The following is a 16,459-nucleotide window of genomic DNA, read 5'->3' on the forward strand; positions in this document are numbered from 1 at the left end:
GATTCTTCGGGCTATGCCCTCAGAATGACAGTGAATAAGTGTATAGGTTTTTCAGTCCCGAACCGTCCATATGATTACGCACTTATTGTCTTTCTCTTCCATCCATGAGTTTTATATACCCACAAACCATAAAGGCATATTATAAAGTTGCTGAAGCTCATTGAAAACCAGATGCCGGATGGTCCAAAATTATAAAAACTTTTAAAAATCAATATCATGGGCAATCTGACAAACCACAATCTTCCTACCTCCATGGCCATGGAATATTTTGTATTTCCCGAGCCTTGGAATATTCCCTGAAAAACGCTGAACATCCCCATCAATGGCATTGAAAAGGCAACATACTTCATGTAAGTTATACTTTGAATAATTACTTCCGGCTCATCCTTGGATTGAATAAAAAAATTCACTATTGGTTTGTTGAAAACAAATATTAATACTCCGCCGATAATACCAATAAATAAGGCAATTTTTGAGGCTTTTATAAAACTTTCTGTGGCTCTGTGAAGCTGATTAGATCCCAGATTCTGACCTACAACTGCTGTCAGAGCTGCTCCAACTCCCATTGCAGGCTGCATTACAAGACTAGTTACTCTGTTAACCATACCAAAAGCAGCCATTGTAGCAGTTCCATAGGATACAATAAAGCCATTTAAGAACATAAATCCAATGGAGGCGCCTATTTGCCCAATAGAAGCCGGCAGTCCGACTCTCACAATTTCCTTGAGTATTTTTTTATTAAATTTAAATCCTTTGAAATCCGGTTTTAAATCATAATCTTCATTAAAGATAAATTTAATACCAAACAGCGCCAATACAACCCTTGATAGCACCGTTGCCCATGCCGCTCCTGCTATACCCATATTAAATGTAAATATAAACACCGGATCCAATACAACATTTATAAAAGCAGATATGGCACTTAATATTGTCGGGGTTACCGTGTTTCCCTGTGCATTCATTATTGAATTTATATTGAAATATAAAAACATAAACGGCAAATCAAAAAATGATATTCTAAGGTAAGTATTTGCCAAATCAGCAAAATTACCTTCTCCACCCATAAGCTTAACTATATACGGGCTTGTAACAACACCAACTATCATAAATACAAGTGATAACAAAAATGATGATACCATTAGTTGAGCCGTATATTCTCTGGCTTCTTTATATTTACCTGCCCCCAGCAACTGGGAAAGAAGTGATGTTCCTGCTACCGACAGTCCAATTCCCAATGCAACAAATAGAAAATTTATGGGCCAAACAAAAGAGGTTGCTGCAAAGTGAACAGAAGAAATCTTACTGACCCAAATTCCATCCACCAAATTATATAATGTTTGTATTATACTATTTATCATAATGGGGATAGATAAGGTTAACAATACCTTGTACATATCCCCATTTTGTATTAATTCTGTTTTATCCTGCTTCATTATAGTCACCCCTCATTTTAATTAAGACCATAAGAATATTATATCAAATAGATTGAAGATGTACAGCTCGAAAAGAGTAATATCATCTTTTATTCCGTCTTTATATTGAATTATTTTAAAAAACACACGGAAAATAAAGACAGCTATTTACCTGACAAAAATTATCCTCTTGTTTTTTCAGAATCTGTCAATTATAATCAAATCCATACAAATTAGATACAGACGATCATTGATAGTTTTATGTTAATAGTGATAAAAATTAAAAGTGTAATGCTTAAATAAGTTAGAAAGGATAATTAAAATGAAAAAAATATATGTTATTCATGAAAATGACGAATGGGTAGTGCCCCTAAGAATAGAATTTGAAAAATTAAACCTCCCTTATGAAGAGTGGTTCCTGAATAAAGGAACGCTGGACTTATCACAAGCTCCACCGGAAGGAGTCTTCTATAACAGAATGAGTGCCTCTTCTCATACAAGAGACCACAGATATGCTGCAGAATTTACGGGAGCTGTTCTTTCCTGGCTTGAAGCTCACGGCAGAAGAGTTGTAAACAACAGTAACGCACTGAAGCTTGAAGTCAGCAAGGTAGCTCAATATGTTTCCTTAAACACATTTGGCATACGTACACCTAAAACAATTGCAGCTGTAGGAAAAGAGGAAATTATTAAAGCTGCAAAAGAATTCCAGGGAGATTTTATAACAAAGCACAACAGAGCTGGAAAAGGACTTGGCGTACAAAAGTTTGCGAATATAGAAGCTCTTGAAAAATATGTATATGGTTCTGATTTTGAAGAACCTGTTGACGGCATAACCTTAATTCAGCAGTACATTGATTCACCTTCTCCATTTATAGTCAGAAACGAATTTATAGGCGGAAAATACTATTACTCCGTACAGGTAAATACTTCTGAGGGTTTCCAGCTTTGTCCTGCCGATGCCTGCCAGATAGGAGATGCTTTCTGCCCTGTGGGAGAAAGCGTAACTTCAAAGTTTACTGTACTTGAAAACTTTGAAAACCCTATTTTTGAAAAGTACCAGAAATTCCTGGCTGCAAACGGAATTGAGATTGCAGGAATTGAAATGATAACTGACAAAGAAGGCCAAATCTATACTTATGATGTAAATACTAACACTAACTATAATTCTGAAGCCGAAAGTAAAGCCGGAGTTTCCGGAATGGGTGCCATCGCTAAATTTTTAGGCGAAGAATTAGGAAAATTACAATAAAAAATTAAGAAGACAATGCATCAGTATTTATCGGAATACTAAAGCCTACCAGTTTGATTGGAATGATGGATAATGATGAATTATCGAGTATTGCAGTTGAAGTTGAGAAAGAATTAAAGTCTTCTATAGACGAAGCTAAGTAGCTATTATGTAATCAAAAAACGGGACAATTGCATTAGTGATTATTATCGTGTCATTCTGAGGGCTTTAGCCCGAAGAATCTCATCATTTCAACATATGAGATCCTTCGCTTGCGCTCAGGATGACAGAAAATGTACTTAATGCAACAGCCCCATTGTTAATCCGTGCTATTTTTTTGCATTTTTGAAATTTTCCTTCTATCTTTCATACCCTGACTTACTCCTCCACTGCAATGTAAATATTGACTGTTGAATTTGTGCCGTCATAAGCTACATATTCTTCAAAATCAGCCGTGTAGATGCGCTTTAAATCCATCTGCCAAATCTGAGCCCATGCATTTGCAACATCTTTTACCATATCTCCAACAATTTGAAACTTTGCATATCTTCCTTTTGGAATTATAAGTGAAATTAATCCTTCATTCTCACTGAATTCTGAAACTTCTGCACCCACTGTCACCTGATACGTTTCGCCCTTGTAGTCAGAATAAATTCCATATGCATAGTCGCTTACCTTTGCTTCGATCTTTTCACAAACATTTCCCTGATAAAACTGCTGCCACAGCCCTCCGATAACCGTCTGCATATCAGGCTCCATATTTCCTGTTCTTGCAGCCACACCAACAACTTTCTTTTCTCCCAGTGTTACAATTTCATAATTCATTTGTTTCCTCCTATATTCAATCTTCATTACCATAGGAGTATAACATTCATAATATGACAAGGTGTGTCTTATTATAAAATATTTTTCTTCATTCATATATTAAAATCATCTTTTCAATCTGTTCTCTGACTTTTTCCTGTAACCATGCTGGTTCAAGTACCTTAGCATAAGCTCCTAATGACAAAATATAATTTATGATTGCACTTTCATCATTTGCATCAAACTCAGTAATCATACTTCCATCTTCTAGAATGACCCCATGTGGAAGTTCCTCAAGAACACGATACAACTGCTGTTTATGTACCTGAATTTTTATATGAATAACCTCTTTGCTCTGTTCAAACAGTTCATTCAGCACTCGTCCAACCGGAATAGGTGTAAATGATTCGTGTGTAACAAATAAATCCGCAATTCGCTTTAACTTAAAAAACCTGTAATCATTTCGCAATAAACAAAATCCATATACATACCAGGCAAATCCCCGAAAACACAATTTTAATGGTTTCACTTTTCTGTCACTGCATTCCACATGACTTGCTGCATATTTTATATCTATTATTCGATGCTTTAATATTGCTTCTTTGATTTGCTTAAAATATGTTTCTTCTTTACCAGGCTCACCCCATCTTGAAAATTCAATCTCGATCCAATCCTGAGTATCTGCGCCGAATAGACTGCTTAATTTGTTAAGGACCTCTTTTTCTTCGCCATATCCGGTTTCCTTTATTGCCTGAAGTGACGAAAGAATTTGACTGCGTTCATCATCTGTGAGAACAGTTTTATCCAAAACAAAATCCGAAAGAAGGCTAATGCCTCCTCCCTTTCCCTTATTTGCATACACAGGCACACCTGCTATGGAAAGCTTATCAATATCACGCATAATGGTTCGTGTAGAACACTCAAATTTTTCTGCCAGTTCACCACATGTAACAGTTTCCTGATTCATCAGTGTATATACAATCTGAAATAATCTGTCTACCATATAACCTCCACATGAATTTGCTAAATCATTTATTTTTCAACATTAGTCTACTAAATCTATCCTCGAAATTAAGGTTCTATATCACTTTTATTTGATAACAGCTTATCCAGATATATGGACTTGAACTGTTTACTGTCCATCATCTGTTTTAGAGGCTTTTTTCTATATTTGATAATATTATTCTAAAACGTGTTACTAAGTAAGTCAATTTATTCATCAATTATATTTCACATAATAATATTAGTCTTTCTACCACTACTGCATAAGGGAAATTTTCGTACTTGTTGCAATAAATTATTATAAATATATATTGCAATTGTCCTATAGATGTGTTAATATTGTAAAAATAGAATAATTGAATGTCTTTAAACAAGTCCTGAGAGGCTGGCAAGATAAACATTATGAGTTTCACATAATTATTAGACAAGTGTGACTTCTTGCTGGAGCAAGAAGTCTTTTTTATTGACTTTCAAGTAAATTCTGTGCGCATCACCTTTAAATTAGTCCGGTGAGGCTGAGAAGGGGAAAAGAGTAAACTCTTCTCCTCAATTTAAAAAATTAAGGAGACTTTATCATGACAGAAAAAGTATTAAAGAAAATGGAAGTTGAAACTTCAAAAACCACTGATTGGATGGCTTTATTAAAGAAAGTGATTCTTGCGCTTCAGCATCTTATTGCAATGTTTGGCGCTACAGTGTTGGTACCTGTTCTTACAGGATTAAATGCATCTGTTGCGTTGGTTTCTGCAGGATTAGGCACCCTTGTATTTCATGCAGTAACAAAGAAAAAGGTTCCTGTTTTCTTAGGTTCTTCATTTGCCTTCATCGGTGGAATATTAGCAGTTAAAGAAGCACACAACGGTGATCTGGCATATGCCCAGGGCGGTATAATAGTTGCAGGTCTCATATATGTATTAATGTCTTTTGTAATCAGAAAAATCGGGATAGATTTTATAAAAAAATATCTTCCATCCCATGTTATAGGACCAATGATAATTGTCATAGGCTTAAACCTTGTTCCGACAGCTTTTGGTATGGCCAGCGGAAACTTTGTACTTGCTGCAATAACTCTTGGTACTGCACTTGCTATCAACTTCTTTGGTAAAGGCTTTTTCAAACAGCTTTCAATATTAACTGCCGTAGTTGTTGGTTATACAGTAGCACGCCTACTTGGACAAGTAGACCCTTCTTCATTTGTAAACGCACCTCTGCTTGCAATTCCTGCATTCACGCTTCCAAAGTTCAGTGTACCTGCAGTAGCAGTTCTTGCTCCGGTAGTACTTGCGGTATTCATGGAGCATGTTGGTGATATCACTACAAACGGACAGGTTGTAGGCCAGGATTTCATAAAAGATCCCGGACTTAACAGAACTCTTCTTGGAGATGGACTTGCTACGTTATTAGCCGGCTGTATAGGCGGACCTGCCAATACAACATATGGTGAAAATACAGGAGTTCTGGCAATAACAAAGAACTATGACCCTTCAACATTGAGACTGGCTGCAGTATTTGCAATCATTCTTGGATTCGTAGCCAAAATTGGTGGTTTCCTTGGAACTATACCTACACCGGTTATGGGCGGTATAAGCCTTATGTTGTTCTCAATGATTTCACTTGTTGGTGTTCAAACCATAAAGAATAACAATGTAAAGTTCAATGCAGCAAATGTAGTGGTGATGATTGTAGTGCTGGTACTAGGTTTGTGGGGATCTTACTTCCAAAATATGACCGGAATCAATATCGGCATAAAGATAAATGAAACTGTTTCAATTACAGGCTTGAGCCTGGCTGCGATAGTGGGAGTAGCATTAAACGCAGTGCTGAACATATTTGTACCGTCATCTAAGGAAGCTTAGTAATATATAACTATAAAAATCCATTGATTACTTTAAAAGTAATCAATGGATTTTTATTAATTTCAAAATTCTTTGTCATTTCTGTTAACGGATATACTCTTAATTGTCTTTATCATCAGTTGATCGGCAAGCAATACGGTTTTTCAAATACATTGAATTTTCTACTACAAAACGAATAAGCTCAGACGTTGAATTACGACGAAATGGAAAAACCCTGCCATGATATATATAGTAGATGAGCATTGACCAATAAACTTCGTAACCACCTTTGTCGAATTCTTCTTCTACAGGAAAATAACCCGTACAGCCATTTGTATACCCTCCGAAGTAAAAGTAATCATCGCGAAGATAATTCGAAATACGCAGGGCAAATTCACACATCACCTCATTTGCAACTCCGCAAAGACATCCGTTCCCTATTATAAAATATTGAACCTCCGTCGAATCGCTTTGTTCCTGAATTCCTGCATTTTTTAGTCTTTCTACCTCAGCAAGCCATGATGTTCCATCTATGCCGCAATACTTTTTGGCATCATCTGCTATGTCCAAGGCATCATCATAAGAAGGAACATCTGAACAAAGAGTGATTGTTTTGGAAAACATTGCAAGTTGGTTTACAGGCTGTGGACAGACGGTGTCAAGCATCCTGCGTATACTGTCTGCAATTTCTTCTGCCATATCCATAAGTGCTGTATCTGAACGAATAAAACGATCGTCACAGGCATCAGGCGGATTTATCATGGATTTGAAGTATTTAGGAGCAACATTTCCTGAAGCCCCTTGCGTGGTCATCACCGGGCATCCATATTCAGTCTGCAGCAAATTCCTGACCATGCCGAAATAATCTGAAGAAATCAGATAATTATCTGATTTTAGAACATTTCCGTGGGCAGTTAAACGTAAAAGCAACAGTTTTATCTTTCCGTCATTTGCACCGAAAACTTTTAAAACTCCAATCCTTCTGTCTAGTTGCTCACAATCTCTGCGTCGGTTCAAGCCGATATCAGAATAGGCATTTCCCCATGCTGCATTGACTTGAATCATTTTCTGTACTGCTAGTAAGACTCCGTTTTTAATCTGTCGGCAAACAAATTGAAAATACTCTGGTTCCTTACTTTCATTTGGACCGGAATGAGTATGGGAAAAGCACAACATAACCTTCTCTTCACTAACATCCAGCATCTTACCAATCTCTTTTCTCAAGAAACTAGCATTTTGACTGCAAAAACCAATGTGATCTAAAGCTACAAGACAGCATATTTCTTCATTCATCTTCCATACAGATATTTGTGCTGAAAGATTGTGTAAAATTCCTCTGGAACGCTCATCTTCCCTTCCAAAACCAACCATTTCCACTGAGTGAGATGGTGTAATATCAACTTCTGAATATCCTAACATTAACATATTTTTATTTTTCATTTAACTTTACTCCTTTTATTTTTAATAATATAAAAGTGCAAAGCTAATCAGACAAATTTTACTCCATGCAATTATCCTAATTAACTTTGCATGGAGTTATTACAATTGTCAATTTCATACGACCACTCCCTTCCACAATATTGAATTCTATTTACAGAATAGAATTAATTGGTCATGCTTAATACTCATTTGCATTCATTTATAAAGCAGGCAATAGCCTCTTCAGCAAGTCTTGACTGCGTATTATTGTAATGTTTAGAATACGGATCTAAAAAACCATGCTGAGCATCACACTCTAGGATAGATACATGTTTTTTATCTTGAAGTTGACAAGTCAATGCATGTACATCAAAAGAATCTTCCTTTGCAAAAATTAAAAGCGTCGGACAGCTGGGATTTGTATTGGCATAATCCCTTATACGAGAACCATAACAGGCTACAATCCCGCTGCACAATGAATTTTCACTGCATCTCCACGCTATAGTCGCTCCGGCACTAAAGCCAATAATAAATACATTGTCATATTTGTCTTTTAGTTCCTTGACGAGGTTGCTGATTTCTTTATACACATCAAACCCAACATTGTTCATAAAAAAGTCATAGGCTTCTATAGATTCTTCGTAAGAAAAAGAATCTCTGTCAATCATATTAAGACAAAAAACATCATAACCATCTTCAACAAACTTTTTACTTTGCTCCTGTATAAATTGGTTAACTCCATATATCTCATGAAGCAAAATCATTGCATCCTTACGCTTTTCTGATTTACTATCCAACACCATATCCTCAATAATGTGTAGCCTGACCGTTACTAAAGAGAAAGGACAATTATCTGCCCTTGTGTTTTTCTCTTCTTTTCTGTTGTTTCAATTTATATTGGAATTCTTTCTTTGCTTCATGCTGTTCGCGAGAATAAGCTTTTCTTTCCAATTTTCCTTGCTCTTGTTGTAGTTTCAAAGCTTGTTGAGATTTTGATCCTATGCCTGCATTTTTAATCTGTTTCTTGACTTCTCTTTGTAAACGTTTAGGATTTATCCTTTCCTTTTCTTCTACAATAGAATCAACAGAAGGGTTAAAACGAAGTTTATGGTAATTTTCCAATATGAACGCCTGTACTTCATAATCCTTGGGCTCTGCACCAAATGTAACCTTGCAAACAGATAACTTATCGTTATCAATTCGTTCAAATATTCCAACCCAAAATGGTTCTTCGAAAAACACCTGTAATCTTCCGGCTACTTTGTTCATATAATCACTCCTTTAAGATTTAATGAACAAAGAACGGACAACCAAGGAGGCAGGTTACTGACAACAAATTGTTGCTCCCGGACTACCTACCGGGACGTGTTTTTATCTTTGTAATTTTATTATATCAAATAATATTAATTTAACAATATATTATTTACAAATTTCTGATAGGTCATAGGGGACGGTTCTCCATGTCCATTTAATAATCTTGCACTTGACATATTAACACACTATCAATTATCTTAATGGATGATTATTTGTGGAATTTTGAGTTATAAGTTGCCACAGAGAACCGTCCCTTATGGCTCATATTTTTACAGCCACTCATCCGGATTACTCATCGTCCTTTGCAATTCCTCAAAAAACACTTTTAAGTGGTAACCATCTGTTGTTGCATGGTGGACTGTAACAGAAAGAGGCATCATAATCTTTCCATCCGTTTCTGTAAAACCTCCTGCTTCAAAACTTGGAAAATAATAATCCTTTATTCCATGATTGTGTAATGAAAAACTGTTGAAAGAAAACCACGGAATACATGATACGATATAAGCATTAGGAAGCGGCAAACCCTTTGATGATAATATACCGTGGCTATCCCCATGCTGTGCCGTATCTTTAATATACTGCTTATAAAACGCATCAAAATGCTCATCATATTCAGTCCAAAGCAATGATGTTGTCTTATCATCCTTGTGGAATTGAGGGTAAGCAGGAGTAAGATTATCCCAACACCCCAGAATTCCATCATTCACTGCTATGCGCAGTTCTTGTTGCTTGCTTATAGCTCTTGTAACTAAATACAGGTATGCAGGGAAAAATTTATATCCCTTACTCTTCAATGTTTTTCGAAGAACCGTAACGTCCATTGTCACATTGACAGTATAGGTAGTAGGAGCCATTTGTGTATAATAATGAAACGCTTGTGCCATAGGCCAAGTCTGTATGTCAATGGGATGAAAGTTATTTTCTATGTTCATCGTCCATTCACCCACAATCCATGCTGATTACAACAAAAATAAATATTTCCGCCGTACATCTTCGGAAAACGCACTTCGCCGCTTTGTTCCGGGTACAGTTTAATTAAAAACACTCTGTCATATGCGACATAGGCCACAAAACTAAGATAATGTGTCTTGCTCATCTCATGTGAAAAAGTAATATAATAATCATTTTCTACTTCTTCCACAGTTAGCTTGTGAATTTCATCAGTGGGCTTTGGAATGAGAGGAACAAGTTTCCGCCCGCAACAAGAAACTTCCGGATCCCCTGTGGCGGTCAGTGTGTTTCCGCAATTCGGACACACGTAAAATTTTACTTTTTTCATATTTCCTCCGTCTGCATCATTAGGTTCTAAATCTCCTAATAATATTTTTTCAATATTTACACCTAGTATCTGAGAGAGTTCACTTAGCAAGGATACATCAGGACATCCCAAACCACGTTCCCATTTTGAGATAGTCTTGTCACTGATGTTCATGGCATCAGCAAGCTGTTTTTGTGTCATTTTGTTTTCCTTACGCAAATCAAGTATCAGCTTTCCAACATTGGTACAATCCAAGTTATTCACCTCCCTTTACTAAGAATAATCGCAGACAGAGTATAATTCAATAAACGTTCCGTAGAGTTTTAATAATAATAGATAAATTATTTTACCACATTTTACATTTCTCCACAATTAAATCGGCAGCCACATATTTTTTACATGTTTTGACATTCCAATCGGAATGTGATAAAATAGCCCTGATATCTAAACCTAACTTTAGGTCAAGATGTTTTTTAACTTTAACTTTTTGTAAATATTTTTCAAAGGAGATTTTATGTACACAATAGGACAAGTATCGGAAATGTATGACTTACCAGTTTCTACATTGCGTTATTATGATAAAGAGGGCCTGTTCCCTAACATACAGCGTTCATCTGGCATACGAAAATTTAGCGACAAAGAAATTGAAGCACTTCGCGTAATTGAATGTTTAAAAAAATCCGGCCTGGAAATAAAGGACATCAAGAAATTTATGCAGTGGAGCGAAATGGGCAGTGAATCCTATCCTCAGCGCAAAGAACTGTTTGCAAAACAAAAAGAAGCTGTCGAAACCGAGATTAATAAATTAGAAAAAGTATTGAGTATGCTTAAGTATAAATGCTGGTATTATGATCAGGCAATCAAAGATGGAACTGAAGATCAAATATTCGCCATGCTTCCAGACAAATTACCGAAAAAAATCCAGGAATATTATAATCATTCACATGAAGCGGAATAACATTATTCGCATAATCAACCTGCATAATTGTATTTAATTTTATAATTTATATAAACTTTGATAGTCGTCTATTTTAGTTCGTCACTTCAGCATTCATTAAAAGGAAACCGTAAGTTTTAAGAAAAACAAAACGGACGTATTTGTTTAACAATACGTCCGCTCTACACTTTTTTTATAACCTTGAAGCGAAGTGCTCCATAGCCTGTTTAAGTTCTTCAGCTGCTTCAGTCTTTATGACTTCAAAATATTGAGGCATTATTTCCTGAAGATATGCCTTATCGAATGTACCAGCATCTTGTCGAGCAAAACTTTCAGCTAACAGTCTTTGTGCTTCTTCTTTTTTATCGTCCTTTGCTCGTTCCATAAAAAAATTATAAAACATCTCTTGTCCTTGATTCATGTGTTTTCATTCCTTTCAATTAGGATTCACTATGTTTCCAAATTAATTATATATATAAATTACAATTTATTCAAGCCCACTGCACAATTCCTATTTACGGAATATCTGAAAATTTTTTATCTATTAGTCAATTTCTTTCACATCTTTCCTTAATGTAAAACCTCATTCTTTAATCGTCTATATATTTCATCTCCGCTAAAAGGTCTACCGTCAAATTTCAATATTTTAAAATTTGACTCATATGGCGTTTCTTCTTTAATGATGCTATTTAGTTGACCGGTAGCATTTTGTTCTATGTCTATTATATTCTTTGCGCTTTTACCCAAATTTAGAAGTTTATTCTTTGGAAACGGCCATATATCACCAAATACTAAGGCTCCAACTGAGAATCCTTCGACGTTTAATCTATTTACAGCTTCTTTTACTGCGCCATATATTGAACCCCAGCACACAATCAGGTTTTCAGGATTTTCTTCTCCTATAAACCACGGCTCTTCTACCTCTTTCTTTAATCCTTCAGATTTTCTCATTCTCTTAAGTACCATTTCTGTTCTTAGCTTTGGATCTTCTGTAATATGACCATATTCATCATGTTCATGACTATCTATCAACAATACTTCACCGGGAATTTTTCCCGGAATCATTCTGGGAGATACGCCACTTTCAGTTATTTTATATCTCTTATATTCACTATCAATTAAGTCTTCTTCTCTGCAAAGACTTCTTTCTATTTTAATTTTAGAAAAATCAAATGGCGGAGAAGTCTTTGTATACTCTGCTAAATATAAATCTGTCAATATTATTACCGGAATCTGATGTTTATCAGCTATGTTGAAAGCCCTTGCTGTCTGGTAAAACGCATCCTCGGGGTCCCTTAATGCTATTACCATTCGAGGAAATTCCCCATGGCCAGCATGTATTATAAACCTAAGATCACTTTGTTCTGTCCTGGTAGACATTCCGGTAGCAGGACCTGATCTTTGTGCGTTTACTATTACGACAGGAAACTCCCCTATGCCTGCAAAACTCAATGCTTCAACCATCAGCGCAAATCCTCCGCCGGATGAACCGGTCATAGCTCTAACTCCTGCATAAGATGCTCCTAATGCCATATTTAGAGCTGCTACCTCATCTTCAACTTGGTCTACTGCAATCCCAACTGCCTCTGATTTAGAAGAAAAATAACCTAAAATGCTGGTAGAAGGCGTCATTGGATATCCGCAATAGTATTTGCACCCTGCAGCAACTGCTCCAAGGGATAGCGCATTATTTCCATTGATTATAATATTATTTTCTTTCTTCGGTACCAACTTGCATTTAGTATCTATTAGTTTATATCCCTCATTGATAGCCGCTATATTATCTTGGGCTGTTTTTTCTTTGAATTCTTCATTCAATACATCTTCTGCTAATTCAATCGGAAGTCCAAAGTATTTTAATATAGCACCTAATCCAATAGTATTATATACTTTTGGATTAATATTTGATGCTGCTTTTTCAATAGGAAGAGATATTATATTCTCGCCGTCTGCTATCTCTTCACCGCATATAATATTACCATCATATTTTAATTTGTCTTTATGAACTTCTATTGTCTCTTTATTTAAAGCTAATATTATATTTACTTCTTCTGTAAAAGAACTAATCTCCTTATCAGAAAATCTAACTTGAGTAAAATTATGTCCTCCTCTTACCATAGACATATAGTCCCTGTAAGTAAAAACATAAAACCCGGACCTCTTTAATATTTTTTCTAATATATTAGCAGAAGTATCTAAACCTTGACCTGCAGCTCCACCAATTAATAAACTATAATCCAATTAAAGTTCCTCCAAATCAATCGTTAATCTCTTATTTAAATTCATCCATTAACTTTTCAGCATCAAGTGGATTTAGTTCTCTATCAACAAGTGCCGGTCCATTCTTAATGAACTCAAACTTATCTCCATAGTCTTCTTTTTCAACTTTATATAGGATACCTATAGGAATTCTGTCATCAAACTCCAATGCTTTTTCCATTGCTAGCTTTTTATTAGTATAGTCATAGTCATCCGATAAATGATAAACTTTATTCTTATACCATTGAAATGTGTTAACCTTGTTCCAAACAACACAAGGCTGAAATATATCTATTAATGCATATCCTTTGTAATTAATGGCTTCCTTCATTAAACTAACAAGATGAGGAATATCACCTGAGAAACCTCTCGCAACAAATCCGGCACCCATTGTAAGTGCTAATGCCAAAGGTTTTACCGGCTCTACCTTGACACCATCAAATTGTAATGTAGTCTTTTGACCCATGGCTGTTGTTGGAGATGCCTGCCCTTTAGTTAATCCATATATTTGATTATCGTGAACAAAATGGGCTATGTCTATGTTTCTCCTTATTCCATGGATAAAATGATTTCCACCTTCTCCATAGGTATCTCCATCCCCTGACTCTACTATAACCTTTAAGTTCTTGTTTGATAATTTAATGCCGATAGCAGGAGGTATGGCCCTGCCATGTAATCCGTTAAACCCATTTATTTTTATATAATGAGGCATTTTTGCCGCTTGACCAATACCTGATACAATCACTGCTTCATGCGGCTCAATTCCTAATTCCTCTAAAGCTGTTTTTAACGCGGTCCTTATCATATAGTTGCCACAACCGGGGCACCATGATGGATCATAAAGCTCATATTCACAATTCATTATAAAACCTCCATTATTTTTAAATACAATTCTTCACCACTAAAAGGTCTTCCATCATACTTTAATATTTTATCAGTTGATTTAATCAGAGCTTCTTGTCTCATTAGATTATCAAGCTGAGCTGTTGCATTCTGTTCAACATCTATAATCTTCATAGCATTTTTACTTAATTCCAAGAGTTTTTTCGTAGGAAATGGCCATATGTCGCCAAATACTAATGCCCCAATAGAAACCCCTTCAGCATTTAATTTGGATACTGCTTCTTTTACTGCACCATAGGTTGAGCCCCAACATACTACCAGATTTTCGGGATATTCTTCTCCTATAAACCATGGTTCTTGTACTTCTTCCCTTAATCCGTCAAATTTCTTCAATCTTTTATTAACCATTTTAATTCGTATTTCATCACTTTCAGTAATATTTCCAAACTCGTCGTGTTCATCACTGTCCACTAATACCACCTGTCCTTCTATCTTCCCAGGAAGTATCCTTGGAGAAATACCATCTTCAGTTAATTTATAGCGTCTATACTTTTCATCAGTGTCTATTTCATTAGTAATATGTCTTTCAATATTGATCTTGTTAAAATCAAAAGGCTCTTTAGAAACTATGCTGTCAGCCAAATACTGATCGCTCATTAACAATACAGGTATCTGATACTTTTCTGCTATGTTAAAAGCTCTTGCTGTTTGATAAAATGCATCTTCTGCATCTCTAAATGCCATAATCATTCTTGGAAATTCTCCATGCCCGGCATGAATCATAAACTGCAAATCTGCCTGTTCTGTCCTCGTTGGGAATCCGGTTGCAGGACCCGGTCTTTGAACATTTATTACTACAATAGGTACTTCTATCATTCCGGCAAGGCTTAAAGCTTCAACCATCAGCGCAAATCCCCCGCCTGAAGAACCAGTCATAGCTCTGACACCGGCATAGGATGCACCTAATGCCATATTAAGTGCAGCCACTTCATCTTCTACTTGGTCAACTGCAATTCCATATTTATCAGAATGTTGAGCAACATAGTTCAATACTCCTGTAGATGGAGTCATAGGATAACCACAGTAAAATTTAACACCTGCAGCTATAGCCCCCACACCTGCAGCCTGATTGCCATTGATTAATATTTTTTCATTAATTTTAGTTTCTAAATTATATTTCGTGTCTATAAGATTGTATCCTTCTTTTATAGCTGCAATATTATCTTCTACTACCTTCTCACTTAATTCGTCTTTTATTACCTCTATTGCTGCATCCATGGGCAATCCAAAATATTTTAATATTGCACCTAATCCTACTGTGCTAGCTACCATAGCATTTTTTAATTTGCCGGTAATTTCATTCAGTGGTATATGAATAATATTGCTATCCTTTGCTATATCACTATCAGCAATTATGATTCCATCTTTCTTTAATTTATCATTGTGATTTTTAACAGTTTCTTCGTCTAATGCAAAAACAACATCTACATCGGGACTGTAGGAATAAAGCTCTTTGTCAGAAAATCTTATGTAAAAGAAATTATGACCGCCCCTTACTCTGGACATATAATCGCTATGAGCATAAATATTAAATCCTAATCTCTGCAGTATCTTTTCCAAAAGACCTGCAAATGTATCCATGCCCTGTCCAGCCTTCCCCCCTACCAAAATATTATAATCCATTTTAACCTCCTATTAATTTTATGCTTACCAATTACCTATACCCAGATTATATTGCGATAAACTAATATATTAGATTAATAATAAAATATTCTTTATATGTATATCAAAACTTCTTTACCTATGACTAAATGGCACAAAAAAACCGGCTATTTGCCGGAATGTAAATTGATAGATACAGCTTATTTTGTACATTCGTTTATAAAGCAGGTAATAGCCTCTTCAGAAAGTCTTTACTGCTTATCATTGTAACGTTTAGAATATAATTTGTCTAGAAAAATGAAAATGAAGAAATATTTGACTATATGGTAATTTGAGTTGCGCGTTGCTACACAGAGACCGTCCTCTATATCTTATTATTCTCATTTTGAATACAAAGTATTTGAATATTTTTCTTATAGCTGTCGAATAATTGTGCAGCAAACATGTTGACATATATAGCTTTAGTAATTTACAATTTTAATT

Annotated in this window: 15 protein-coding genes; 3 read left to right on the forward strand and 12 right to left on the reverse strand. The window is 35.6% G+C overall.

Translation table 11 applies throughout. From position 1 onward, the window contains the following. Positions 1–74 precede the first annotated feature (74 nt). Entirely contained in the window at positions 75–1,433 is a 1,359-nt protein-coding gene (locus tag LY60_RS00105) for an MATE family efflux transporter (protein ID WP_145078296.1), read from the reverse strand. A gap of 301 nt (positions 1,434–1,734) precedes the next feature. On the opposite strand from LY60_RS00105, the gene LY60_RS00110 reads away from it, so the two are divergent. After that, the gene (locus LY60_RS00110) at positions 1,735–2,664 is read left to right on the forward strand and encodes an ATP-grasp domain-containing protein (RefSeq protein WP_145078299.1); all 930 of its coding nucleotides are present in this window, start codon (positions 1,735–1,737) and stop codon (positions 2,662–2,664) included. A 357-nt stretch (positions 2,665–3,021) separates the two neighbouring features. Here LY60_RS00110 and LY60_RS00115 read toward each other — a convergent pair whose 3' ends face one another. Both LY60_RS00115 and LY60_RS00120 read right to left on the reverse strand, forming a co-directional pair. After that, positions 3,022–3,468: a GyrI-like domain-containing protein gene (locus tag LY60_RS00115; protein ID WP_145078302.1), complete on the reverse strand. Its 447-nt coding sequence runs from the start codon at positions 3,466–3,468 to the stop codon at positions 3,022–3,024. An 88-nt stretch (positions 3,469–3,556) separates the two neighbouring features. Further along, the gene (locus tag LY60_RS00120; RefSeq protein ID WP_145078305.1) at positions 3,557–4,450 is read right to left on the reverse strand and encodes a helix-turn-helix transcriptional regulator; all 894 of its coding nucleotides are present in this window, start codon (positions 4,448–4,450) and stop codon (positions 3,557–3,559) included. A 574-nt stretch (positions 4,451–5,024) separates the two neighbouring features. On the opposite strand from LY60_RS00120, the gene LY60_RS00125 reads away from it, so the two are divergent. Continuing rightward, positions 5,025–6,305 carry a uracil-xanthine permease family protein gene (locus LY60_RS00125; RefSeq protein WP_145078308.1) on the forward strand — a complete coding sequence of 427 codons (1,281 nt, stop codon included), beginning with the start codon at positions 5,025–5,027 and terminating at the stop codon, positions 6,303–6,305. A gap of 99 nt (positions 6,306–6,404) precedes the next feature. On the opposite strand, the gene LY60_RS00130 is transcribed toward LY60_RS00125, so the two are convergent. From LY60_RS00130 to LY60_RS00150, 5 genes are all read right to left on the reverse strand, one after another. Next, on the reverse strand, positions 6,405–7,724 hold the full coding sequence (locus LY60_RS00130) for a hypothetical protein (protein WP_145078311.1): 1,320 nt from the start codon (positions 7,722–7,724) through the stop codon (positions 6,405–6,407). Positions 7,725–7,909: 185 nt separating this feature from the next. Continuing rightward, the gene (locus tag LY60_RS00135) at positions 7,910–8,500 is read right to left on the reverse strand and encodes a dienelactone hydrolase family protein (RefSeq protein ID WP_281291800.1); all 591 of its coding nucleotides are present in this window, start codon (positions 8,498–8,500) and stop codon (positions 7,910–7,912) included. Positions 8,501–8,552: 52 nt separating this feature from the next. Next, positions 8,553–8,972 carry a YjdF family protein gene (locus LY60_RS00140; protein WP_145078317.1) on the reverse strand — a complete coding sequence of 140 codons (420 nt, stop codon included), beginning with the start codon at positions 8,970–8,972 and terminating at the stop codon, positions 8,553–8,555. Between the two features lie 314 nt (positions 8,973–9,286). Further along, positions 9,287–9,949 carry a CatA-like O-acetyltransferase gene (locus tag LY60_RS00145; RefSeq protein WP_145078320.1) on the reverse strand — a complete coding sequence of 221 codons (663 nt, stop codon included), beginning with the start codon at positions 9,947–9,949 and terminating at the stop codon, positions 9,287–9,289. Beyond that, positions 9,946–10,530: a helix-turn-helix domain-containing protein gene (locus LY60_RS00150; RefSeq protein ID WP_145078323.1), complete on the reverse strand. Its 585-nt coding sequence runs from the start codon at positions 10,528–10,530 to the stop codon at positions 9,946–9,948. The genes LY60_RS00145 and LY60_RS00150 overlap by 4 nt, the downstream gene beginning before the upstream one ends. A gap of 259 nt (positions 10,531–10,789) precedes the next feature. Here LY60_RS00150 and LY60_RS00155 point away from each other — a divergent pair, with 259 nt between their 5' ends. Beyond that, on the forward strand, positions 10,790–11,233 hold the full coding sequence (locus LY60_RS00155; protein WP_145078326.1) for a MerR family transcriptional regulator: 444 nt from the start codon (positions 10,790–10,792) through the stop codon (positions 11,231–11,233). A gap of 172 nt (positions 11,234–11,405) precedes the next feature. Here the strand turns inward: LY60_RS00155 and LY60_RS00160 are convergent, their stop codons facing one another. From LY60_RS00160 to LY60_RS00175, 4 genes are all read right to left on the reverse strand, one after another. Then, complete coding sequence (locus tag LY60_RS00160; protein ID WP_246145324.1) at positions 11,406–11,597, reverse strand: hypothetical protein; 192 nt, start codon at positions 11,595–11,597, stop codon at positions 11,406–11,408. 185 nt (positions 11,598–11,782) lie between these two features. Beyond that, positions 11,783–13,453 carry a 2-oxoacid:acceptor oxidoreductase subunit alpha gene (locus LY60_RS00165; protein WP_145078329.1) on the reverse strand — a complete coding sequence of 557 codons (1,671 nt, stop codon included), beginning with the start codon at positions 13,451–13,453 and terminating at the stop codon, positions 11,783–11,785. 31 nt (positions 13,454–13,484) lie between these two features. After that, on the reverse strand, positions 13,485–14,333 hold the full coding sequence (locus LY60_RS00170; RefSeq protein WP_145078332.1) for a 2-oxoacid:ferredoxin oxidoreductase subunit beta: 849 nt from the start codon (positions 14,331–14,333) through the stop codon (positions 13,485–13,487). After that, entirely contained in the window at positions 14,333–15,997 is a 1,665-nt protein-coding gene (locus LY60_RS00175) for a 2-oxoacid:acceptor oxidoreductase subunit alpha (RefSeq protein WP_145078335.1), read from the reverse strand. Before LY60_RS00175 ends, LY60_RS00170 begins: the two co-directional genes overlap by 1 nt. Between the last annotated feature and the right edge of the window lie 462 nt (positions 15,998–16,459).

The organism is Sedimentibacter saalensis (assembly GCF_007830175.1).
GTDB lineage: Bacteria > Bacillota > Clostridia > Tissierellales > Sedimentibacteraceae > Sedimentibacter > Sedimentibacter saalensis.

Bases quoted from the DNA above. Each gene is read 5' to 3' on its own strand.
- LY60_RS00105 (WP_145078296.1), bottom strand. From the start codon at position 1,433: ATGAAGCAGGATAAAACAGAATTAATACAAAATGGGGATATGTACAAG.
- LY60_RS00110 (WP_145078299.1), top strand. From the start codon at position 1,735: ATGAAAAAAATATATGTTATTCATGAAAATGACGAATGGGTAGTGCCC.
- LY60_RS00115 (WP_145078302.1), bottom strand. From the start codon at position 3,468: ATGAATTATGAAATTGTAACACTGGGAGAAAAGAAAGTTGTTGGTGTG.
- LY60_RS00120 (WP_145078305.1), bottom strand. From the start codon at position 4,450: ATGGTAGACAGATTATTTCAGATTGTATATACACTGATGAATCAGGAA.
- LY60_RS00125 (WP_145078308.1), top strand. From the start codon at position 5,025: ATGACAGAAAAAGTATTAAAGAAAATGGAAGTTGAAACTTCAAAAACC.
- LY60_RS00130 (WP_145078311.1), bottom strand. From the start codon at position 7,724: ATGAAAAATAAAAATATGTTAATGTTAGGATATTCAGAAGTTGATATT.
- LY60_RS00140 (WP_145078317.1), bottom strand. From the start codon at position 8,972: ATGAACAAAGTAGCCGGAAGATTACAGGTGTTTTTCGAAGAACCATTT.
- LY60_RS00145 (WP_145078320.1), bottom strand. From the start codon at position 9,949: ATGAACATAGAAAATAACTTTCATCCCATTGACATACAGACTTGGCCT.
- LY60_RS00155 (WP_145078326.1), top strand. From the start codon at position 10,790: ATGTACACAATAGGACAAGTATCGGAAATGTATGACTTACCAGTTTCT.
- LY60_RS00160 (WP_246145324.1), bottom strand. From the start codon at position 11,597: ATGGAACGAGCAAAGGACGATAAAAAAGAAGAAGCACAAAGACTGTTA.
- LY60_RS00170 (WP_145078332.1), bottom strand. From the start codon at position 14,333: ATGAATTGTGAATATGAGCTTTATGATCCATCATGGTGCCCCGGTTGT.
- LY60_RS00175 (WP_145078335.1), bottom strand. From the start codon at position 15,997: ATGGATTATAATATTTTGGTAGGGGGGAAGGCTGGACAGGGCATGGAT.